The sequence below is a fragment of the Krasilnikovia sp. MM14-A1259 genome, assembly GCF_047159535.1.
In the GTDB taxonomy this organism is placed as follows: Bacteria; Actinomycetota; Actinomycetes; order Mycobacteriales; family Micromonosporaceae; genus Actinoplanes.
The window spans coordinates 7311336-7334232 of the sequence record NZ_BAAGAJ010000002.1 but is presented as its reverse complement, the minus strand read 5'-3'; the positions used below and the strand labels follow the sequence as shown (position 1 = coordinate 7334232).

At 68.7% G+C, this 22897-nt stretch carries 18 protein-coding genes and 1 tRNA gene; 11 read left to right on the top strand and 8 right to left on the bottom strand.

The features are described from left to right. Nucleotides 1-9: 9 nt before the first annotated feature. From ACMCNK_RS33330 to ACMCNK_RS33305, 6 genes are all read left to right on the top strand, one after another. Nucleotides 10-987, top strand: coding sequence for a TrmB family transcriptional regulator (locus tag ACMCNK_RS33330; protein WP_412740291.1), 978 nt, complete (start codon nt 10-12; stop codon nt 985-987). An 81-nt stretch (nt 988-1068) separates the two neighbouring features. After that, on the top strand, nt 1069-1560 hold the full coding sequence (locus ACMCNK_RS33325; RefSeq protein ID WP_412740290.1) for a zinc ribbon domain-containing protein: 492 nt from the start codon (nt 1069-1071) through the stop codon (nt 1558-1560). 153 nt (nt 1561-1713) lie between these two features. Beyond that, the gene (locus ACMCNK_RS33320) at nt 1714-2559 is read left to right on the top strand and encodes a S1 family peptidase (RefSeq protein WP_412740289.1); all 846 of its coding nucleotides are present in this window, start codon (nt 1714-1716) and stop codon (nt 2557-2559) included. A 430-nt stretch (nt 2560-2989) separates the two neighbouring features. Then, the gene (locus ACMCNK_RS33315; RefSeq protein ID WP_412741074.1) at nt 2990-4702 is read left to right on the top strand and encodes a DEAD/DEAH box helicase; all 1713 of its coding nucleotides are present in this window, start codon (nt 2990-2992) and stop codon (nt 4700-4702) included. A gap of 490 nt (nt 4703-5192) precedes the next feature. Continuing rightward, nucleotides 5193-6305 (top strand): serine hydrolase domain-containing protein, encoded by a 1113-nt coding sequence (locus ACMCNK_RS33310; RefSeq protein WP_412740288.1) that lies wholly within the window; start codon nt 5193-5195, stop codon nt 6303-6305. 676 nt (nt 6306-6981) lie between these two features. Beyond that, nucleotides 6982-8808, top strand: a complete 1827-nt coding sequence (locus ACMCNK_RS33305) for an acyl-CoA dehydrogenase (RefSeq protein WP_412740287.1) — start codon at nt 6982-6984, stop codon at nt 8806-8808. 225 nt (nt 8809-9033) lie between these two features. On the opposite strand, the gene ACMCNK_RS33300 is transcribed toward ACMCNK_RS33305, so the two are convergent. After that, on the bottom strand, nt 9034-10290 hold the full coding sequence (locus tag ACMCNK_RS33300; protein ID WP_412740286.1) for an MFS transporter: 1257 nt from the start codon (nt 10288-10290) through the stop codon (nt 9034-9036). Nucleotides 10291-10346: 56 nt separating this feature from the next. Here ACMCNK_RS33300 and ACMCNK_RS33295 point away from each other — a divergent pair, with 56 nt between their 5' ends. Then, the gene (locus tag ACMCNK_RS33295) at nt 10347-11321 is read left to right on the top strand and encodes a helix-turn-helix domain-containing protein (RefSeq protein WP_412740285.1); all 975 of its coding nucleotides are present in this window, start codon (nt 10347-10349) and stop codon (nt 11319-11321) included. Nucleotides 11322-11879: 558 nt separating this feature from the next. On the opposite strand, the gene ACMCNK_RS33290 is transcribed toward ACMCNK_RS33295, so the two are convergent. Both ACMCNK_RS33290 and ACMCNK_RS33285 read right to left on the bottom strand, forming a co-directional pair. Further along, on the bottom strand, nt 11880-14489 hold the full coding sequence (locus ACMCNK_RS33290; RefSeq protein WP_412740284.1) for a DEAD/DEAH box helicase: 2610 nt from the start codon (nt 14487-14489) through the stop codon (nt 11880-11882). 166 nt (nt 14490-14655) lie between these two features. Then, nucleotides 14656-14856: a hypothetical protein gene (locus ACMCNK_RS33285; protein ID WP_412740283.1), complete on the bottom strand. Its 201-nt coding sequence runs from the start codon at nt 14854-14856 to the stop codon at nt 14656-14658. Here ACMCNK_RS33285 and ACMCNK_RS33280 point away from each other — a divergent pair. Next, complete coding sequence (locus ACMCNK_RS33280) at nt 14821-15639, top strand: YwqG family protein (RefSeq protein WP_412740282.1); 819 nt, start codon at nt 14821-14823, stop codon at nt 15637-15639. The two genes, ACMCNK_RS33285 and ACMCNK_RS33280, sit on opposite strands and share 36 nt — an antisense overlap. Before the next feature lie 117 nt (nt 15640-15756). Here ACMCNK_RS33280 and ACMCNK_RS33275 read toward each other — a convergent pair whose 3' ends face one another. Next, on the bottom strand, nt 15757-16551 hold the full coding sequence (locus tag ACMCNK_RS33275) for an SCO6745 family protein (RefSeq protein ID WP_412740281.1): 795 nt from the start codon (nt 16549-16551) through the stop codon (nt 15757-15759). Between the two features lie 882 nt (nt 16552-17433). Here ACMCNK_RS33275 and ACMCNK_RS33270 point away from each other — a divergent pair. Both ACMCNK_RS33270 and ACMCNK_RS33265 read left to right on the top strand, forming a co-directional pair. Next, a complete protein-coding gene (locus ACMCNK_RS33270) occupies nt 17434-18003 on the top strand; it encodes a recombinase family protein (RefSeq protein ID WP_412740280.1) in 570 nt (189 codons plus the stop codon). 35 nt (nt 18004-18038) lie between these two features. After that, nucleotides 18039-18374 carry a hypothetical protein gene (locus ACMCNK_RS33265; protein WP_412740279.1) on the top strand — a complete coding sequence of 112 codons (336 nt, stop codon included), beginning with the start codon at nt 18039-18041 and terminating at the stop codon, nt 18372-18374. A 314-nt stretch (nt 18375-18688) separates the two neighbouring features. Here the strand turns inward: ACMCNK_RS33265 and ACMCNK_RS33260 are convergent, their stop codons facing one another. From ACMCNK_RS33260 to ACMCNK_RS33250, 3 genes are all read right to left on the bottom strand, one after another. Further along, nucleotides 18689-19276, bottom strand: coding sequence for a hypothetical protein (locus tag ACMCNK_RS33260; RefSeq protein ID WP_412740278.1), 588 nt, complete (start codon nt 19274-19276; stop codon nt 18689-18691). Between the two features lie 415 nt (nt 19277-19691). Further along, entirely contained in the window at nt 19692-20327 is a 636-nt protein-coding gene (locus ACMCNK_RS33255) for a hypothetical protein (protein WP_412740277.1), read from the bottom strand. Between the two features lie 53 nt (nt 20328-20380). Beyond that, the gene (locus ACMCNK_RS33250) at nt 20381-20596 is read right to left on the bottom strand and encodes a hypothetical protein (RefSeq protein ID WP_412740276.1); all 216 of its coding nucleotides are present in this window, start codon (nt 20594-20596) and stop codon (nt 20381-20383) included. Between the two features lie 439 nt (nt 20597-21035). Between ACMCNK_RS33250 and ACMCNK_RS33245 the strand changes: the two genes are divergently transcribed. Beyond that, a complete protein-coding gene (locus ACMCNK_RS33245; protein WP_412740275.1) occupies nt 21036-22097 on the top strand; it encodes a recombinase family protein in 1062 nt (353 codons plus the stop codon). Between the two features lie 505 nt (nt 22098-22602). Here the strand turns inward: ACMCNK_RS33245 and ACMCNK_RS33240 are convergent. After that, a tRNA-Leu gene (locus ACMCNK_RS33240) sits at nt 22603-22686 on the bottom strand. Nucleotides 22687-22897: the final 211 nt, after the last annotated feature.

Sequence of the window (22897 nt, the reverse complement as noted above, 5' to 3'; positions counted from 1 at the left end):
ATGAGCCAGATGTTCTCCGTAGCCGGTCTCGGACCCGACGACGAGGCCGTGTACGCGGCATTGATGGACGGCCCCGCGACCGTCCCGGAGCTCGCGCGCAGCACCCGCCTGGCGGAGGAACTGGTCCGGGTGGCATTGGACCACCTCGAGGACGCCGGGCTGGTCGGCCGGGGCGCCGGTCACCCCGAGCGACACACGGCGGCCGCCCCGGATGTGGCGCTGGAGGCGCTCCTGTTGCGCCAGGAGGAACAGCTGCAGCGCGCCCGCCTGCACGCCCACCAGATGGCCGCCCGGCACCGCCGGGCCCACGCCGGCGACGACCCGGCGTCGCTGATCGAGGTGGTCACCGGGCGGATGGTGGTGCTGGAGCGGTTCGAACAGGTCCAGCGGGCCGCCCGGCACCAGATCCGGGCCATCGACAAGCCGCCATACGCGGTGCCGTCCGGCAACCGCAACCCCGTCGAGCTGGACATGCTGGCCCGGGGCGTCCGCTACCGGGTAATCTACGACCCGCGCGGGCTGGTGGAATTCCACGACCTGCGCACCGACCTGGAACAGAGCACCGCGTGCGGCGAGGTGGCCCGGGTCCTGGCCGCCACGCCGACCAAGCTGATCCTCGCCGACGACCGGGTGGGGCTGATCCCCCTGCAGGCGGCGCCGTCGTCCATCGAGAGCATCGTCGTGGTGCATCCCTCGGCGCTGCTGGAGGCGCTCGGCGCGCTGTTCGAGTCGTTGTGGGACCGGGCGCTGCCGCTGGGGTCCGGACCGGAGGTCACGGTCACCGGACCCACCCCCGACGAGCGGCGGCTACTCACGCTGCTCACCACGGGCCTCCCGGATGAGGCGATCGCGCGTCAACTGGGCCTGAGCTACCGCACCTTCCAGCGGCGGCTACGCCGCCTGCTGGTCCGGCTGGACGCCGAAACCCGGTTCCAGGCCGGCGTACGGGCCGCGCATCTCGGCTGGATTCCGTCCGACGGTTCGTGAGGAGACTCGGGCGACGCCCGCACCACGCGTACGCCACGTGGCTGATGCCTCGCCGCCACCGAGGGGACATGCTGGGCCGAGGTGCCCGGTCATCCGTACCGGTTCCGCGGACTCATCACCTGCGGCGTGTGCGAGCGCAAGATGGTCGGCAATCCCAACCACAGCCGGTTGTACTACCGCTACACGGCGAGCCGCGACTTCGTCCGCCAACATCACATCAGCCACCCGCCCGCGCTCTACGTGCGCGAGGACACCATCACCGAACCGATCGACCGGTTCCTCCGCGCCGAACTCACCGGATCAACGCTCACCGACAACCTCCGCCGCGCCGCCGACGCCCAGTACCGGGCCGCGCTCGCTGCCCCCGACACCACCGGCGAGATCGACGAGCTGCGCCAGACGAGACCGACAGCGACATGGCCGGATGCGTGGAAACAGGAACGTCCGGTTCAGGTCGGCGGCCCAGGAAGCAGAACGCCAACGATGCTTTCACCGCGCCCTGGGCCGACCGCACAAGCCCAATTCACCTCATTGCTCCGGCCGGACGTTCCGGGTTCCATAAGGATGGCATGAGTGGTTGTTTGGGATATTGACGCGATTAAATGCTGATGGGACGGTGCCTATGCCAGAGCTACCGGCGTAGGCGTGCCGTAGACCCGTCATGCCCCGCCGCCACCTGTGCGGCAGGCCCTATCCGGGCTGCCGCCTCGCTGTGAGGGGAACTTCATGCGCTTCCGACGGGCATCAGCACTCGGCGTCGCCACGCTGGCGGCCACCGCCAGCATCCTGACCGGACCGGCTGCTCCGGCCCAGGCAGCCGCACCTGCCCCCACCGCCGTCGCGGTGACCCTGGCCAACACCATCGCGCTGAGCAACTGCTCGGCCTCGCTCGTCCGATTCCCCACCTCGGTCAGCACCGACAGCGCCATGATGCTCACCAACGGACACTGCTACGAGGGTGGCTTCATCCCCGCGGGCAGGGTCATCCAGAACGTCGCCAGCACTCGCACCGGCACGCTGCTCAACAGCTCCGGCGGCTCGGTGGCACGGGTCCGGGCGAACCTGGTGCTGTACGCGACGATGACCGGTAACGACGTCACCCTCTACCGGCTGAACACCACGTTCGCGGCGCTGTCCTCGTCGTACGGGGCCACGCCGCTGACCATCTCGGCCACGCATCCGGCCGCCGGTACCGCGATCGCGATCCCGTCCGGCTACTGGAAGAGGGTCTGGAACTGCAGCATCGACGGTTTCGTGACCACGCTGCGCGAGGACACCTGGACGTGGAGGGACTCGGTCCGCTACGACGCGGGTTGCGACACGATCGGCGGCACGTCCGGATCGCCGATCGTCAGCACGAGCACCGGCGAGTTGATCGGTATCAACAACACCGGCAACGAGGACGGCGAGCGCTGCACGCTGAACAACCCGTGTGAGGTCAGCCCGAGCGGCGAGGTCACCGTCCTGAAGGGACGCAATTACGGCCAGCAGACCTACTGGTTCACCACCTGCCTGAACTCCAGCCGGGCCATCGACCTGACCGTCGCCGGCTGCCTGCTCACCAAACCGTGACCCACCCACCCGGGCCGCCCCCCGGGCCCGCCCGATTCCGGAACGGCCACGATCAGCAAATTCCCCGGCATTCCCGTACATCTGAGGTTGTCCTCAGCGGTGATGCGATCGATACCAAACCCCACACGGCCGGGCCGCCACCCAGAAATCACCGTCGCCTGATCACGGCGTCGACCCGGACCTGGTGGACGGCGCGCTGCAACAAACTCGCGGCGCTGCTGCAACGGTCAGCGGTGGTATACGCCTGGCACGAGGCAGAACCGCAATTCCGCCTGCATTTCCTCGGACGTTAGTCAGCGCGTTCTGCCGGTAACGCCTGCTTGTCGGTTTCGCTACGGTCCTGGTCGTGTTCGTCGTCGTGACGAACCGGAGACGGCCGCCAGAAGTGGTGGCTCTGCAGGGAACCGGACCAGTTTCGTATCCTGTGGGCATGGATGAATACCCGCTCGCCGCCGCTGCGGACTTCGGCGCACTGGGGCTGCGTGCGGAGCTACTTCGCGCGTTGAGTGACCTCGGGTACGAGGAACCTACCCCGATCCAGCGGGAGGCAATCCCGCCGTTGATTGCCGGCAAGGATCTGGTCGGTCAGGCCGCGACCGGCACCGGCAAGACAGCGGCCTTCGCGTTGCCACTCCTTCAAGGGCACGCGGCCAGCGCGCTGGGGGGCCCGGCCTTGCTGATTCTGGTGCCGACCCGGGAACTGGCCGAGCAGGTGTCCCAGGCGGTCCACCGCTACGGCCGTGAACTGGGTGTCCGAGTCCTTCCCGTGTACGGCGGTCAGCCGATCAGCCGCCAGTTGCAGGTGTTGCGGCGCGGTGTGGACATCGTCGTCGGGACGCCGGGCCGGGTCCTGGACCACATCGAGCGGGGTACCCTGCAGCTTGGCGAGGTCCGCGCTGTCGTGCTGGACGAGGCCGACGAGATGCTGGACATGGGCTTTGCCGAAGACATCGAGGCCATTCTCGCCGAGACACCCGACACCCGGCAGACGGTGTTGTTTTCAGCAACCATGCCACCGCGGATCGATGCCATCGCCCGCCGGCACCTGCGCGAACCGCTGCGGATCCGGATGGGCCGCGAGACGGCGTCAGCGGACAGCCTGCCCCGGGTACGCCAGAGCGCGTTTCTGATCGCGCGCGCCCACAAGACCGCCGCTCTCGGACGGGTACTCGACGTCGAGGCACCTCGGGCGGCGATCGTGTTCTGCCGTACCCGGGAAGAGGTCGACGAAGTCACCCAGAGTTTGAACGGCCGGGGATTCCGTGCTGAGGCCCTGCACGGTGGCATGAGCCAGGACCAGCGCGACCGGGTGATGGGCCGCCTGCGCGGCGGCACCACCGAGTTGCTGGTCGCCACCGACGTCGCGGCCCGCGGCCTGGATGTGGAGAAGCTGACGCACGTCATCAATTACAACGTGCCGTCGGCCCCTGAGGCATACGTGCATCGCATCGGTCGGGTCGGCCGGGCGGGGCGGGCAGGCGCCGCCATCACGCTGGCCGAGCCGCGCGAGCAGCGGATGCTCAAGGCCATTGAGCGACTCACCGGACAGCGAATCGTTGCGGAGAAGCTGCCCACCGTGACCGATCTGCGGGCTCGGCGCCTTGAGCTGATCCGTACGACCGTGCGCGACGCCTTGGAGGATGACGACCTGGATCGGTTCCGGCCGATTCTGGAGTTGCTCACCGACGACGCAGACATCGAACTGGTGGCGTTGGCCGGGCTGAAACTGCTGCACGACGCCAACGGCGGCGACGTCGACGAGGCCGAGATCCCGTCGCCGGTACCGCTGCGCGAACGCGGGGGCCGGCGCCGAGACCTCCCGGATTCGCAGAACAGGGCGGCGGGAAACCGCTACGACGGTGAGCGGCAGGCTCACCCGGCACGCAACCGGTCGTCCGGCGACATGACCCGGGTGTTCGTCGGTCTCGGCCGCCGGTCTGGCCTGCGACCGCAGGATTTGGTGGGCGCTATCACCGGCGAGGCCGGCCTCAATGCCCGCGACGTGGGCGCTATCCAGATCACCGATCGCTTCGCCCTGGTGGAGGTGCCCGAAGCGGCCGCGGACCTGGTGATCCGGTCGTTGCAACGGAGCACCATCCGTGGACGGCGGCCGACCGTGCGGCGCGAACGGTTCGACCGTTAGACGCTCCGGACGTCACCACCATCAGCGTGGGTCACGACCGCGGCACTTCGCCGGGAACGGTCGCCGTTCGGGGTCGCCGGGCGAGCCACAGCGTCCATTGCAGCGCAGCTCACGACGACCATGGTGGCCAGCAGCGCCGCCATCTCTAGTCGGCGCACCGCGTGCGCCAGTCTTCCGTCGAATCACTGATTGATCGAGACTCACGTGTCACGCGCAAGCGTGCCCGCGAGGCGGGTACCGGACCCCCACCTGCCCAACCGCTCCGGAGACGTCATCGAGCGCTCGTCGTCGGCCAGCCGAACACGCAGTCAGCGCGCGAAGAAGCATCACCTCGCGAGACGCACGTTCGCAAGCCGGTTTGACCGTCCGACGCCGCCGCGTCGTCGGGTTGCGACCCGCTACTAGACTAAGTCAGGTACTCGTCATAGTCTCGTACCGTGGAAGCCCGTTGGGGGCCCGACCCCCGGTTCACCCGTCATGGAGGAGAGATATGAAGCGCCTGCTGGCAACCCTCGTACTGTCCACGGCGATGCTCGCTCCGAGCGCAACCCCGCCTGCGTTGGCCCGATCGGCACCGCCAACCGATGCCGTCGGCTTGCGGCACGCCCTGCAGTCCGTCGTGGCGGGGGGAGCCCCGGGAGCCGTTGCCCTTGTCGCGGACGGCCGCCGCACCCGCACCGCCGCCATCGGCTCCGCCGACCTCGCCACCGGCCGCCGCATGCACACCGACAACCGCGTCCGCGCCGGCAGCATCACCAAGACATTTGTGGCGGTAGCCGCGCTGCAACTCGTCGCCGAACGCCGGATACGTCTCGACGACCCGGTCGGTCACTGGCTGCCCGGGGTGCTGCCGTACGCCGACCACATCACCATCCGCCAGCTACTCAATCACACCGGCGGCGTGCCTGAGTACTTCGACAAGCTGCTGCAGTACAACGCGGACCATCCCGGCACGCCGCAGCTACGCCACTGGGACCCGGCCGACCTGGTCGGCTTTGTCGCTGCGAATCCACCCCTGTTCACGGCCGGCACCGGCTGGCAGTACTCCGACACCGATTACGTCCTGGTCGGCATGATCATCGAAAAGGTCACCCACCGAACCTTGGCCGGCGAGGTCGACCGACGCGTCATCGACCGGCTGCGTCTGCGCGACACGACGTTCCCCACCGACGAGACCGCCCTACCCGCCCCCGCCGCCCGCGGCTACTGGGACGTAGGTCCCGGTGCGGCACCACTCGACGTCACCGAGTACAACCCCAGCGCCCTGTGGGCCGCCGGCGCCATCGTGTCCACCGTCGACGACATCGCGCGGTTCTACAAAGAGCTGCTCGCCGGCCATCTGCTGCCCGCGCCTCAGATGGCGCAGATGTTGTCCTTCGTAGACACCGGCGGCGGTCTCGGCTACGGCCTCGGAATCGCCCAGATCCCGACCCCGTGCGGCCCTGCCATCGGCCACGACGGCACGGTGCCCGGCTTCGCCACCAACGCATACAGCAGCACCGACGGGCGCCGCCAGGTGGTGGTCACCGCCAATCTCTACCCCGGTAGGCAGTCCGAGGCCCAGCAAGAGCTGGTATCGACATTGCTGTGCAACCGTCATTGACGGGTGACACGGCTGCGTCTGGGCACGGCGGCCTGACCGCCGCGCCCAGACACGAGCGCCACGGGCGACGGGATGCCGGGCGTCCCGACCGGTCTACGTCGGTGGGGCGACGCTGTTCGCCGAAGAACAGCCAATTGTTGCCGGGTGGCGCCGCGGGGCTGCCGTTCCTGCAGGAAGCCGAGGAATGGGCGATCCCGGCGCCCGGGCCCGATCATGATCATCGAAGTGGTGGGGTCGGTCGTGGCCGGAAGTGCGGCGTCCGGCCTGGAGACGAACAACGCTTGGCCTTGCACGCGGTCGCTTCAGATCAACTCGATGTCGTCTGAAGTCAATTTTGATGGGTCGCCCTGCTGCAGAATTGCAGCGGAGTGGCGACTCCACCGATTTGCTTGTTCGAGGCGCGCCGCCCGAACGAGGCCGTGTACGCGCCAGCAACTCCGGCCACCTTGGCCAGCGAAAGGCAGACCTCGCCATGACGAGAACCACCCCGGGGACGGCAATGACGCCGCCATGCTCCGCGAGCATCGACGCGGTGACCAGGTCGAGGACGACGCGCCACGCCCTCGACGCCCTGTCGAACGCCGTCGCCGATCTTATTCCACGCCTGTCGACGACCTTCACCGGACGCTAGAACCACCTCCACACATCCCCGCCGCACCGCCACGAAGGATCAGGCATGACCACGACCGCACACACGGGCGGGAACCACACGTCAGCACGAGAGTTCATGTCGCGGCGCGACATCGACTTCCTCCTCCACGAGTGGCTCGACACCGATGCGCTTCTCGCCCGGCCGCGCTTCGCCGCCCACGACCGTGACACCGTCGATGCCATGCTCGGCCTCGCCGAGCAGGTGGCGGTGCACGAGTTCGCCCCCCACAACCGCGCAGCCGATCTCACCGAGCCGCGATGGGACGGCCATCTGGTCGAGGTGATCCCCGAGGTCGGGGCAGCGCTGAAGGTCTTCGCCGAGGCGGGCTTCTTCGGGGCTCCGCTTCCGGAGGAGGTCGGCGGCCTCGACCTGCCGCTGTCGGTATACGGCGCCTGCATGTCCTGGTTCCACGCCGCCAACGCCGGCACTACCGGATACGCGCTGCTCACCGTCGGTGCGGCCAACCTGCTGCGCGCCTACGGCACCGCGGATCAGGTGCGCCGCTACGTCAAGCCAATGGCCGAGGGACGCTTCTTCGGCACCATGGCGCTCTCCGAGCCCCACGCCGGGTCGAACCTCGCCGACCTCACCACGAGGGCGGAGGCGCAGGAGGACGGCACGTATCGCCTCTTCGGCCGCAAGATGTGGATCTCTGGCGGTGACCACGAGCTGGCCGAGAACATCGTCCATCTCGTGCTCGCGCGCACCGCCGACGCGCCCGCTGGCACAAAGGGCGTCTCACTGTTCCTGGTCCCGAAGCACCTCCTCGACGACGACGGCAACCCCGGAGAGCGCAACGACGTCACGTTGGCCGGCATCAACCACAAGATGGGCTTCCGTGGCACCGTCAACACCGCACCCGTCTTCGGAGACGGCGCGTACACGCCGGGCGGACGGCCGGGCGCAGTCGGCTACCTGATCGGCGAGGAGCACCGCGGCCTCGCGGCGATGTTCGGCATGATGAACGAAGCCCGGATCGGGGTTGGCCTGTGCGCGACCGCCTTGGGCTACGCCGGCTACCTCGAGTCGCTGACCTACGCGCGCGAGCGTCTGCAGGGCCGCCCCGTCGGCGCTCCCCAGACCGGCAGGCAGGTCGCACTGGTCGAGCATCCCGACGTACGCCGCATGCTGCTGGCCCAGAAGGCTTATGCAGAAGGGGCTCTCGCGCTAAACCTGTTCGCCTCCCGACTCGTCGACGACGCCGCCTCGCTCGATGGGGAGGAGGCAGTAGAGGCCGCACGCCTCCTCGGCGTCCTCACTCCGGTGGTGAAGAGCTGGCCCGCGCAGTGGTGCCTGGCCGCCAACGACCTCGCGATCCAGGTGCTGGGAGGCGCGGGCTACACCCGCGACTTCAACGTCGAGCAGCGCTACCGCGACAACCGGCTCAACCCCATCCACGAGGGCACTCATGGTATCCAGGCCATGGACCTCCTCGGCCGCAAAGTGCTGCTCGACGGAGGCCTGGGCCTCGGCATCCTACTGGCCCGCATCACCAGGACCGCTGACCGCGCTCGCCTCGTGGACGCCACCGGCGCCGCCTACGCCGAGCATCTGATGACAGTCGCCGAACGGCTCGCCACCGTCACCGCGTCCCTCCGCGGGCTCGGCGATCCGGCAGCGATCCTTGCCGACGCAACCGCCTACCTCGAGGCGACCGGACACCTCGTCGTTGCCTGGCTCTGGCTGGAGCAATGGCTTGCCACCAACGGCCAGACTGGAGCCTTCTACGACGGAAAGCGCGCGGCGACGCACTACTTCTTCACCCGCGAGCTCCCGAAGGTCGCCCCCATGCTCGACCTACTCGCTGCGGCCGACCGGTTCACCCTCGACCTCGACCCCCGATGCCTCTGAGGCCATCCGCCATGAGGGGATCGTGCTGCTACCCGGGCCTAGTCAGGTGGGTCTGCCCCGTTTTGACGGTCATCTTTGGCGGTAAGCCGAGATCGCGAACCGCCGCGAGCGGCGGCTGCCGCGGCTCTGGAAACCCAAGGCTTACTAAGCGGCCAGGGCACTGGCGATCTGAGAACTGGCCGACCTCGCGTAGGTGCGGAGTCGCAGCATGGTGAGGGGACGGACTTAAGCGAGACCGGCCGGGTGACCGACAAGATCGTCCTCGCCATCGGCGCCAGCTGGCCGTTCCTCCGCGCTCAGCCCGAGTTTCGGCACCCGCCGCCGAGCGCTCAGCGCTTGGGTTCCGGCGCCGGCGGCCAGGAACACGCTGCCGAGCAGGAGCCACCCGGGTAGCCCGAGTCCGATGACCGTCGACGTGACGACGACCGGGGCCACAGCCCGGCCGATGGCCACACCGGCCTGGCTGACGCCCTGGTAGGCGCCGGAATTGGCTGGATCGGCCCATTCGAAGGCCAGTTCCCAGCCGCCGGTCTCGGAGACGATCTCGCCGAGACTGTGCGCCACGACCGCCGCCACCAGCAACGCGACGGCGAACCCGGCACCGCTCGGGTATCCGGCGGCCGCGTAACAGAGACACGCCGCCAGCAGCAGGACCGTACCGTGAAAGACCGCCCGCCCGGCCGACGGCACGTCGCCGACCAGCCGGGTCGACCAGACCTGGAGGAACGCGACCAGGCCGGTGTTCAGCAACAACAGCAACGCGACAGTCACGTCCGGCGCGGCGGTGTGGCTGGTCACCCACAGCGGCATCCCGACGGTGAGCAGCAGGAACTGCACACTCACCACGGCGTGCAGCGCGGTCGTGGTCAGATACCGGCGATCTTCCAGCGGTGACCGGCCGCCCCGAGCCGGCCGGTCACCGCCGCCACCTACGACAGCGGGCAGAGCCCGCAAAGGCACAAGAGCGACCAGAGTGAGTACGGCCGCCGCCAGCACCGCCGCCAGATAGGCGGACCGGCTGCCCACCGCCAGCGCCACGGCGGCGAATCCGGATCCGGCCGCGATGGACACGTTGTCCACGACCCGCAGCCTGGCCCGCACCCCGACCCGGTCCGGGCCGGTGAACGCTCGGGCCAGCAGCGCGACGCGCGCTGTCCGCTGCACACTCTCGGCACCGACCGCCACGCAGGCGACCAGCACGAACGTGCCGGCGTCGCGGGTCAGGCAGTAGGCCGCGAGCGCCCCGCCCTGTGCCGTGGCCGCGACGATCAGCACACGCCGCGGCCCGAACCGGTCGCAGAGCCGCCCGGACGCGAACGCCGTCACCACTCCCCCGGCCCCGGCGACGGTCAGGCCCACCCCGACGGTCGCCGGGCTGATCCCGGCCACCGTGGTGAAGAACAGCGCGCTGACACTGAACATCACCCCCTTGGCTGTCGAGGTGGCCACGGTGGCCCAGGCCAGGACTTGTTTCACAGGCACGGGCACAGTTCACCCCGTCCCGGGTGGAGGACACGATTGATGTAGCGTTCTGCTTCATGCCAGTGCGATACAGGCTCGTCGGCCCCGACCTGGCGAGCGTCCGGTTCGCCGTCTCGCCCCTCAACGAACTGGTCCTGTCGCTACGAAGCTGGCGCGATCCCGGCCGCTTCCCGATCCACCTGCCGTGGATCCGCGGCATGCAACAAGCCCGCGACGCCCTCGACACCGAGATGCTGCTGGCCCTCATCGACGAGCGAAGGTGGACCCCCGACTTCCTGACACCGCCGCCACGCTCACCGCTGACCCGCATCGAGGACGAACTCGCCACGATCGCGGCCACCCCACCCGACGTGGTCCACCGGAACCTGCGCCTGCTCTACGGCGCCGACGAGCGCATCCCATCGCCGCTCCGCGAGCCGGGCGCGCTCTCCCGCGTAGTCACCGCCCTGGCCGGCTACTGGGACCGATGCTTCGCCGCCCACTGGCCCCGGATGCGCGCCCTGCTGGAGGGCGACGTCACGCACCGCGGGCGCGAGATCGCCCAGCACGGCCTGGCCACGATGTTCGCCGGCCTGTCCGACCGGGTCACCATGACCGGCGACACCGTGGAGGTACGCCTGCACTCCAACGTCCACTACACTCGTCCGACCCTGGACGGCCTCACCCTCGTCCCGACCATGTGGACCCCCGCGGTGGCGGCCCCCATCTCCCCCGACGAGCCCCCGACAATCATCTACCTGGCCCGAGGTTCCGGCACCCTGTGGCAGCCCGAACCCCTGCCCGCCCCGGGCGCCCTGGCCGCCCTGCTCGGCGCCCACCGAGCCGGCCTGCTCGCCCGCCTGGACACCCCCACGTCCTCCACCGAACTCGCCACCCGTCTGGGCGTCACCACCGCCGCGGTGAACCAGCACCTACGCGCTCTCCGCGCAGGCGGGCTCCTGGTCAGCGCCCGCCACGGCCGTTCGGTCCTCTACCGCCGCTCCGATCTGGGCGACCACCTCCTGGCCGGATCAGGGCATCCGGAGCGCTGATCCGGCCGAGAGGCCCGGCCTCCGCCGCATCGGTCGTCGCGGTGTCCGGTGCGGAAGCTGTCACGGCGCCAGAACCAGAACCCAGCCGACCTGATCACCTTCCTGCGAACCCACCAACTCATGATCGAATGCCCCACCGCAAGCGTCTCATTCGCCGTCTACGGACCGGCGTGCACATGCCGACGGACCAGCGGTCCGCCCCGGTGGCCGAATCCGGCATACCGCGACAGGACCGCGTCACGGCCTTGATGGTCTTCGGTCACCCAGGACGGCGACCGCGACGTCCCGCGACTGCAAATCGGCTCGGGGGCGACAGAAACAGCGGCCCGTTCCTGTCACCCCCGACCCGCCGCCGCAACGGGCATGATTGCCCTATGCAATGTCCGCGCTTTCCACACCTTCGCTGAGTCCATTTGCGTGGCGCCGCTTCGAGTACTCGTTCGCCGATGTGATCACGAAGTTCTGCAAGCAGTGCGTGCGAGTGGGTCGTGTTTTCCGCGGTCTCCGTGCCGTTGAGGGAGCCCGCGGCGCCCAGGTCGGCGCTGCGGGGCCGCCAATTCAGGAGCTCAGGAGCCGCTTCCGTTCCGATGCGACGACCTCGCGGGCCAGCTGCGCCTCGGACAGGTCGACCGCGTCCGGCGCCGCGTCGGCGATGTCGCTGCCTCGAGCGAAGTCCTCGAACAGCTTCCGCTTCGCCTCCAGCAGTTCGACGATGCGTTGGTCGACACTGTCCTCGGACAGCAGCCGGTGCACCTGCACCGAACGCACCTGACCCATCCGGTGTGCCCGTGCGATTGCCTGCGCCTCGATGGTCGGCTTGAGCTGTGGCTCGCAGAAGATGACCACCGATGCGGCCTGGACGTTGAGCCCGACACCGCCGGCCACGATCTGCGCTACGAGAGTGGCTCCGTGCGGTGCCGCTGAGAACTGGTCCACCATGTGCTGTCGCTCGTCGGAGCTGACCGAGCCGGTGAGCGGCCCGAAGATCGGTCCCGGTAGGGCCGCCGTCACCAGATCGAGAATGCTGCGGAAGTAGGAGAAGACAATGACCTTCCGCTCGTTTTCCTCCGCCTCGCGGACGAGTTCGACAAGCCGCCGCAACTTCTCGGATTTCGCGCCCTGGCGCATCGCCGCCTGACGCATCTCCATGAAGTTTCCGCTGTCGACCGCCGCCCGATAGACCGTAGCATCCTCTTTGGACAGCGATAGCCACTCGTCGACCTCCACCAGCCCCGGCAGCTCGGACAGCACGTCCTCCTGGTTGCGCCGCAGGTACGCCGGTGCGATCTGGCGTCGGAAGGCCTTCGCCGACAGCGCGTCGCCGTCGCTGTCGACCGTCAGGTCGGGCCGCACGTAGGAGGCGAGGCTGCGGAACTCCGACACCTTGTTCTCCAGCGGTGTGCCGGTAAGCAGCACGGCGCGGGCGGCGCGCTCGACGATGGCGGCGGTGCGCACGGAACGCTGTGCGTTCGGGTTCTTGATGTAGTGCGCCTCGTCGACGACGACACAGGCGAGGTTGGGACCGGGCTGCCACGCGGCCAGCGTCTCGAACGTGGTGACCGCGACACCGCCGTCGCGTTCCCAGACGCTGGCCGCGTGGTCCCGGTCGGCACCGTGCACGCGGTGGGCGCTCAGGGTCGACTTGCTCGTCACCTCGCGCACCCAGTTCGTCACGACGGCCGCGGGGCACACCACGACGAAGCGGTTCTCGCCCCGGCTGCGCAGGTGTGCCAGCACGGCGATCGCCTCGAACGTCTTGCCGAGGCCCATCTCGTCACCGATGATTACCTTGCGTTGCACGAGGGCGAAACGCACCGCGAAGCTCTGATAGCCGCGCAGCGATGCCTTCAGATGTTCGCCGTTGAGCGGCTGGTCGCGCACCGCCTTGACGATGTCGTCGGGAAGATTGCCGTGCGTGGCCTCCTCGTCGCCGGTGAGGAAGCCGAGTTCGGAGAGCATTGCGAAGTAGTCGGCCGGCCGGGCCAGGAAGTCTTCCCACGGGTCGCGGGTCCGGTGGCCCGACGGCCTGGTGCGACGCAACTGTTCGGCCCGGTGCCGCACAACGTTGATGCTCTCCCACAGCTCGCTCACCGGCAGCTCCCGCAGCGGAACCACCAGCAGATGCGATGTGGAGAAGGTGAGCCCCGCCACGATCGGCGCCAGTTCGGCCGCGCGTTCGAGGTCGGCGGCAGCGCCCCTGGTGCGGCGGCGGGCATCCCATTCGGCGAGGCAGCGCAGCAGTTCGGTCTCCTCGGGGCTGCGCCGGTTGACGTCGATGCGGACCGGCGTCTCCTCGAAGGTCGTGTGCCGCAACGTCTGCGCCGCGCCGAGAATGTGTCGCGCCGACACCTCACCGACGCCCGGCATCGTCGACAGCGTGTCGGCGTTGGCCAGGACCTGCTGGACGGTGTGGATGCCGGCCGGGGCGAGGCCGCCGAGCCGGAGCCGGTCACGGGTCGCTGTCTTCAACGCATCGGTCGACATCTCCCGCAGCACGCGCATCGTGTCGACCCGCCGCACGGTGATCGCGGCGTCCCTGGCCGTGGCGCGGTACTCCGCCTCGGCCTGCACGATCCTGTCGATGGCGGCCAGCGCCTTGGACAGGCCATCGAGCGCGGACCGTTGGATCACCTCGGGGCTGTGAGCCGGATCCTCGGGAACGACACCGAGCGTGGGATCGACCAGCGCCTCGACGCCGATGTCGTCGTCGAGGGTGTGCTCACTCAGCTCCTTGAGCCGCTGTGGCCAGCCCGTTTCCGCGAACACCCCATGCTGACGGCGCAGGAACGCGGCCGACGCCTCGGCCCGCCGGCGCCTACTCGGCCCGGCGAGATAGCGCCGCAGGCCCAGGGCGGCGTTCACGTCGACCCGCGCGCGGGGCACCTCGACCGCCAGCAGCCGGATCAGAGCCTGATCACCGCGAGTGAGCGTCGGCAGGACGGCGCGTTCGCGCAGGGGCCGCACGACGGAGCTGTGCTTGCGCTCCAGCGGCACCACCCGCCAAGCGTTGCGTCGTGCGTGCTGAACGAGGACGGCGCGTGACTCCAGGAGGAGTTCGGCAGCCTCCGCAGCCTCCCGCACGGCGGCATACCGGCGCTGAACGGCCGCGGCCTGCCGGCTCCACTGGGTGAAGTCGGCCATCAAGGCACGCAGCTCGGTCCGGTCCATAACGCCAGTCTGCCTGGGCACATCAATACCCCAGCGAGCTCGAATGCCGCGAGACGTGCGTATCCATCCCGGTTGACCGAAAGGTCGAGGCCAAGTCCTCCAGCCACGCCCGCGCAGCGGCGCGCGGATTTCTGCCTGCCGGATGCTGGCGACGGGATCAGACTGCTCAGTCGCCGGAGTAGCCCCAGATGCCGATGGCGGTTGGAGTGGCGGCTTCGCCGTCGTATAGCGGCATGGCGTAGCCGCTCCACCGCTGCGCGACGGTCAGCGGCGGACCGGTGCCGTCATCGTTAGGCGCGGTCGTGTCAGACCGCTGCGGCAGAATCCGATCATGGAACATGACACCGCACTCGTCGCCCTCGCCCACCAGCACCTCCCCCCGCGGACCGCCGACCAATGGTTGGGCCTGACTCTGCCCGCCGCGCGGCTGGAGCCGATCGGCGACGACGCGACCAGCCCGGTGGCGGGACATCTTGGCGGCAACCCGCGGCTGCCGGACGACGTGGAATGGCCGCAATGGCCCGACCACGGTCCCTTGACCTACATCGCCGGCATCGACTGCGCCGCGCTACCCGCTACCGACCTGGACATGCCGTTCCCCGCCGACGGCACCCTGTTGTTCTTCTACTTCGACGGCCAGCTCGACGACGGCGAGGCCCTCGTCCTCCCCAGTGAGCCGGACAGCACCGCAGGCGCCCGAGTGCTATACGTGCCGGTAGGCGCGGCCGCCCGCGAGCAGATCAGTCCTGACGGCATCCGTTCCTACCCGCACGTGAACCTGACCGTCCGGCTGCACTCCACGATCGGCGGCACCGACCACCCACGCACCGTCGACACGTTCGACCTCACCAATCACCGCGATCATCCACTGTACGGTGACGACTTCGAAGAAGCCCTCTACCAGTGGCACGACGACAAAGGTACGGGCCACCAGATCGGCGGCTATCCCAACCCTGTCCAAGGCCCCGTCGAATACGAGATCGCCGAGCCGTCCGAAGCCGCCCAATGGCTCCTACTCGCACAGATCGAATCCGACGACCGCGCGGACATGATGTGGGGCGACTCCGGCGCACTGTACTGGCTGATCCGCCGCGACGACCTCGCCGCTGGTCGCTTCGACCAGGCCCGGTTCACCTGGCAGTGCTCCTGACCAGCACCACACCAACTATTGAGCACCGTGCACGGCGGGCGGATCCTCAACGTCATCGACGCCAACCTTCTTGCCTGCGGTGTCCGAGCCGGGGTCGTGACGACCTGGCGCACCCGGTCAGGCGTCGACGGCCGAGATCGCGGCGGCGATCGGCTCGAGCCCCGCAACCAGTTCGTCAAGCTCGTCCACGCTGAGCGCGTCGTATACGGGCGCCGCAAGCTCGTCGGTCAAGGCCTCGATCCGCTCCTTGGTCACCCGGCCGGCGTCGGTGAACCCGCCGGCAGCGTCCACGAGGCCGCGGCCGCGCAGCCCGTCGACGACAGCAGCGAGTTGCGCCTCGGGCAGGTGATGAAGGCGGCCGAACTCCTCTGCCCTCATGCCGAGCGAAAGGGCGAGGAGCACATGGGCCTCGGTGCCGCCGATGCCGTGGGCGAGCAGGGCAGCGTTGTGGCCGTCCCCGCGGTGCTCCCGCAGCAGCGTCGCCGCGTGCCAGAGCCTGGCCACCGGCTCGTCAGGCACGCGAAGCGCCCGGAGCCCGGCATACAACGCTCGGCCCTCGCTCGGCGCGCTCACCGCTGCGCGGGTGGCCAGGTCGGCGATCCGCAGCAGGCCGGAAGAGTCGGCGAGTTCCCCGATCTGCTGTCGCAGCGCGGCGGCGCTGCCCCGTTCCCGCACCGCGATCGCCTGCTCTGGGGTGATCTTTCCCCAGACCCAAGGGATGTGACGCGCTACCTCACCGTCGGCGAAGTTGTAGAAGACCGCGTGCACCACCGCGGCTGGCACCAGCCCCAACGGAGCGGCCCGGCCCGCAAAGTATCCGTCCCAGTAGTTACGCATACCGAGCGCCAAAAACGCCTCATTCGGCACCTCCGAGAAGGTGACGGTGGCGATCGGCTCGCACAGCTCGAACATGTGGTGGATCTTGGCCCGTGGATGCGGCATCGATCATCAACTCCTCAGATCGTGACGGCGCCTGCGTGGACCACCTCTCGCCCTAGCTACGAACGACGCGGCCCGGATACGACAACTGCGGGCGCATACTGCCAGGCAACTCCGGGGATGTCCTATGGGATTCCTCAACCGCCGGTTGTGGGTTGGGGTGGTGTCAGTCGACAGAGGTACATCGCCCAATCAAAGCGGTGACATACGCGCGTGGCGCGTTCGCCGGCGTGTCGAGGCTGGGTACCGCGAACATCGAGATTGATTCAGCCTCGGAATTGAGGGACCGGCATGTCGACCACTGCCCTCACACCAGCCACTGAATCCGGCGACAACCTGCTCACCTCATGGCTCGGCGAGCCACCAGCACGGACGCGGATCCGTGGCCGACACCGGATACACCCGGCGTGTGCCGGGGCGACGGTTCGCGTTCTACGGCCGTACCTCGACCGGCCGGTTCCAGGACCCGGCCTCGTCGCTGGAATGGCAGCGTGACCACGCCCTGCAGGTGATCGACGGGGTCGGGACGATCGCGACCGAGTTCTTCGATGTCGGCTACTCCCGCGCCCCGACCGTGGCAGCACCGGCCACAGGCCGCCGCGCTGCTGGATGCGGCCGCCGACCCGAATCGCGGGTTCGACGCGGTGGTGATCAGCGAGTTCGAACGCGCCTTCACCGCCGGCCAGGCGCGCAGCATCATCGCCCTGCTGCACGCCTACGGCATCAGCGTGTGGCTGCCCGAACTCGACGGACCCATCGACCTCACCAACACCAGCCACCAAGCGCTGCTGATGCTGCTCGGCCACCAATCCCGACGCGAGGTCCTAACGGGCGCGCCGCCGCACCACCGCGGCGATGGCCGCCCAGGTCCGTACCCAGGGCCGGCACCTCGGCGGCCGACCACCGTACGGCTACCAGCTGGCCGACGCTGGCCCACACCCCAACGTGCAACACGCCCAGTGGGGACGACGCCTGCACCGACTCGACCCCGACCCGGACAGCGCACCCCACGTGAGGTGGATCTTCGCGCAGCGGCTCGCCGGACACAGCACCGCCGGGATCGCCCGCACCCTCAACGCCCTCGGCATACCCCCACCGTCAGCGCACGACCGGACCCGCAACCCCCACCGCAGCGGCGCGGCGTGGACTCTACGCACCGTCGCCGCGATCCTGGCGAACCCGCGCTACACCGGCCGACAGGTATGGAAACGCCAGAGCATCGACCACCACGAAACCCGACCCGGCGACAAGACCAGCCGCCTACCAGGCAGCAAACCCACCCGCACCTGGAACCCCCGCGACCAATGGGAGATCTCCCCACCCGGCACACACCCCGCCCTGGTCAGCGACGCCGACTTCCTCCGTATCCAGCGAACCACCGCGCTCGCCACACCCCACGACGGCACCTCGACCGGTACGGCCTGACCGGGCTGGTCATCTGCGGGCTCTGCGGACGCCGCATGGAAGGGCACCGGGCCCACGGCCGGGTCCGCTACCGCTGCCGGCACGGCCACACCAGCGCCAGCGACGCCGACCCCAGCCGGCTCAAGACCCTCTACGTGCGCCAAGATCAGCTCATCGCCCAAGCCAACGGTCAGCTGGCGTCTCTCCTCGTGCTCCGCCCCGACATGATCAACGCCATGGACATCGCTGAGCAGCTCGCAGACGCGGGATCACGATCGTCTGCACTCCTGTCAGCATCACCCTCGACACCGGGCTCGACGATCCAGACCCCGAGCCGGAGGAGGCAGCCTCGGCCGAGGACACGCCCTGCCAGCCGGCGCTCCCTGGACTGACCACGCTGATCCTGCCGCAGACAAGAAGAAACCCCCACCGAAGCCGTCCACAAGACGTGAATGACTTTGGTGGGGGTTAACGTGTCGACACGGGAGATATTCACACGGCGGTTGCCTCCAAGGAGCTGGCATGTGCGCTGCGACGTCTCCCGGATCGCACCAAGGGGCCATTCCTGGAACCAACGTGCCTCGATGCGCCTCCCTGACCAACTGCCGTCCTGCGCCACCGCCCCTTCCCGGGTCGTGTGCGTCAGACCCAGAGGCGCATCGCGCCGATCGGCGGGCCTCATCAACACGAGCCGCCGATCGGGTCGTCAGCCGGGCCAGCCGCAGACATAGTCGTCGAACGAGGGCCCTCCATCGGTACCGATCGCGGCGGTGGGCGTGGCGGGAACGGCGTCGACGGACAACTCGTGCATCACGTGCTCGGCAAGGAAGCGCCACAGCGACCGGTTCACCGGATCGTCGGTGGAGTTGCCCGGGCCACCGGGTGCTGCGACGTGGAAGAACGACACCTCGCCCGGGCCTGGACCGTACGCGGCGCCCAGCCACAATTGCCCGCCATCCTCGAGGCACCGCAGAACGCCGTGACCGATCGGCGACAGCCCAGCGACATCACCTTCTCGCCAGCCGTCCAGAAATCGCTCGAACGTGATGTCGCCGTCGGCATCGCCGCCGATCATGTCTGGCCCACCATCGCCCACGTACAGCGCATTCAGGCGGCTCGTGTCCTCATACAGGGCGGCGATGCGGTGCCCGGAATGCGTGGCGAGCAGTCGCCACAACACCGCCGACTCCTCGCGGTCTTGCGAGGAACGTGGCATCCCAGCGCCGCCCCGGTAGTGACTCAGCTTCTCCCACGTAGAGCTGGCCCGCACCGCGATCCCCAGCGGCAGCGTCACATCTCCACGAAGGCAGGCCAGGAACACCTCTGTGGACGACACATCGCTCCTTCGTCACGTGCGTCAGGCGCCAGGCACACCCATGCCTCGCGCTCCAAACATCCACAAACCGAGCGGTTTGCCGTCCGGGTCCCGGAATGCGGCGTATAGGTCGGCGTACTTTACCAGCAGACGGTCATCTCCACGTGCGGCCCAGAAAGCATCCATCAGCGCTTTCGGGTCCGTCCCTGCGGGCACCTGAACCAGAAGCTCGCCGCGACGGGCGAGGCCGATGGAAGGCTCGGAGTCAGCTTCTCCAGCATCTGACGGCGGGCATCCCGCAGAGTCCCTTCGCTGAGGGGTTTGTCCCTGCGGTGACGCCGTCGTCTTAGCAACGACCGACACTTCTGGAAAGGTGGCCGGTGCTCTGCCCGGCCTACCAGGCTTTCTCCAATGCCGACGCCGCACGACTGGCCACGGAGTTGGCTAGGGAGGATGCGACAGCATGGTCGTCAGCCTGAACGGTCACCCGGCTCAGCATGTCTTCCCGCGCCAGTAGGACCGTGCAGATCCGTTGCCGTGCATTGAGGGTCTCGCAGAACATGGCGGATCCGTCAATGTTCGGAAACCTGTCGACCGGATGCGTCGCAATCTCAGTGTGTTCACCACTTCGGTCCCGGTAACTGCCGCAAGCCAGCGATCCTTTGACCTGGTCGATGGCTTTGGTTGCAGTGATCGCACCGAACGCCGAGACGAATTGCTCGACGGCGACGCCTTTACCCCTCCATTGCCGCCGCAGTCCGAACATGCCCTCGTAGACACCGTTTCCTCGCTGGAGGCCGCAGACCCCGGATGCCACGTCATCGAGGCCTTCCACGTCGAGTGATACGGCCTCCAACGCCGGCATGCCGATGTCTTTCGGCAGCAGCGCCGGCTCCACCCGGTCCTCAACGCCCGCCTTCAGCGATACGAGGGGCTGCACGCCGCTGCCCGTCCATGCGGACGGCTTCCCGCTGGGTGCGGGGCCCGACGGTGTTTCGCCTGGACTGCCGCATCCGGTCAGCATGGCCACCGCAAGCAGAACGACGGCGGTGATCCGTCCGCTCGGGCGATTCCGAGTTAGCCTCACCAACGCTGCCTCAACGGCTCGGTGACCTCGGCCTTTCCAGGGTTGCCCATGGTCCATGAGACGTCGCGCACGAGCGATCCGGAAGTGTTGAACGACTTGGCCCAGCCCAGCTGCGCAAAGCGGCCGTTGGAAGCGTCCGGCTCGCCGGTCACGATGTCCTTGGAGCCGTTGTTGAAGGTGTATCTGTCGTACGCATGCACGGTGATCCGCATGTTGATCTGCTTTCCCGTGACAAAAACGTCTGCACTGGCCCAGACATCGTAGGAGCCCAGGACCTTCTGCCACTCATCGGCGATCGGATTGTGCTTAATGTTCCGGCTTCGCCCCGTAATGCTAAATTTTTCACCTTCGCCCCCTGCGAGATTTTCAGCCGCCCCGCTGGGGGCGCCAGCATTGTCGGCTGCAGCAACGGTGGGTGGGGGGCGCCGTCGCCTCCTGCGAGGACGCGGCGTGGGGATGGGTCACTCTCGACGGTGACAATCTCGATGCTCAGGTGACAACGCCTGCCGCGTTGGGTATCGGCGCAACATCTGCTTCCCCGGGTTTCGGTGATGTCGATGTTCACTCCGGTGTTCGGCTGCTGCGAGGTGATCGGCGATGCCTGTTCGCTCCTGCCCTCCACGAAACTTGTTCGACGTCTGGGTGTCAGCGGTGCCGTCAGCGCCACGGATTCGTGGTCGCGGGCAGACGCTGACGACCGGCGGAATCCGGTTCGCGTTCTATGGACGGATCTCGACGAGCGAGTATCAGGATCCGGTGTCGTCGCGGGCGTGGCAGCTCGAAGCGGCGCAACGGCTTGTCGCTGGCAGGGGCCGGATCGCAGTGGAGTTCTTCGACCCGGGCGCGTCCCGGGGCCTGCCTTGGGTCAAACGTCCGCAGGCGGCCGCTCTGCTGGCCGCGGCCGCGGAGCCGGATCGCGGGTTCGATGCAGTGGTGGTCGGCGAGTTCGAGCGGGCGTTCGCCGGTGGCGAGGCCGGCCGGGTGATCGAGACCTTGCGCGGGTTCGGGGTACAGCTCTGGTTTCCGGAAGCGGAAGGACCGGTTGACCTCGACGAGCCGGAGCATCGGGCGCTGCTCATGATGCTGGGCCACCAGGCGCAGCGGGAGGTGCTGCGGACCCGGTTCCGGGTCCGCGCGGCGATGGCGGCGCAGGTCCGCGAGCAGGGTCGGCATCAGGGCGGCCGACCGCCGTACGGCTACCAGCTCGTGGACGCGGGTCCGCACCCGAACCGGACCCAGGCGAGCTGGGGTCGACGCCGGCATCGTCTCGAGGTGGATCCGGTGACGGCCCCGCATGTGCGGTGGATCTTCGCCCGCCGTCTGGCCGGGATGAGTACCGCCGGGATCGCCCGGGAGCTTAACGAACGCCGGATCCCGTCGCCCGGTGTCTACGACCGGGTCCGTAACCCGCACCGAGCGCAGGCGGTGTGGACGCTGCGCACGGTCGCGGCGATCCTGGCGAACCCGCGCTACACCGGCCGGCAGGTGTGGAACCGGCAGTTCACCGACCACCGCGAAGCCGTGCCCGGTGATCGGCGCAGCAGCCTCGGCCCGGTGCGGATCTGGAATCCCCGCGCGGACTGGGTGATCTCCGAGGATCGCACTCACCCGGCTGGTCAGCGATGCCGACTTCACCGCCGCCCAGGACATCACCGCCCAGACGGTTCCGCAGGACGGGCAGCAGCGTCGGTACGCGCTGACCGGGCAAACTGATCTGCGCCAGCTGCGGGCGACGGCTGTCCGGGCACTGGGTCATCGGGCGCGCTGGATACCGCTGCCGCCACGGCCACACCAGCGCACAACCGAGCAACGAGAACGCGCCACGCTGGATCTACTGGTCAGAGGCCAGGCTCGTCGAGCAACTGATCGTCGGGGACCCGACCTTTGCCGATGTTGGCGGTGCCGCCGGCCTGGCCGCACAGCTACGGCGTGGGAACGCGGTCATCGTCTGCGGCTCGGGCGCGGTCTCGAGCGCGGTCTCGAGCGAGGCCGCAGGCAACCAACCATTCACCCCGCCAGCGAAGAAGGATGACCGGGACGCAGCTTGCGAACCGGACGAGCACCAACTAGCCGGAGCCCGGCCGCGAACCTCGCCCGAGCAGCACAAACTGGCGAGCGAACTGCCGCCACGGAGAACCGAGAACCCGCACCGGAACCGGGCAACAAGAAACCCCATCCGACCTCGCGGCGAGCGCAACGATCGATATGGGGTTTAACGTGTCCGAGGGGGGACTTGAACCCCCACGCCCGTTAAGGGCACTAGCACCTCAAGCTAGCGCGTCTGCCATTCCGCCACCCGGACCTGCTGAGCCAAGCCTAGCCGTTGCCGACCTGCGGTTCACACCGTGGATCGGCAGCCCGGCGGGCCGCTCAGCAGTGAACTCTACACGGCCCCCACCCCACCATGCACCGCGGCCCACCACTCCACCTCTCGGCGCCCTTTTCCGACATTTCGCCCAGATCTCGGCCGACCGGCCTGGCGTAACCGGCAGCGCACCAGGCAGCATGGCGGG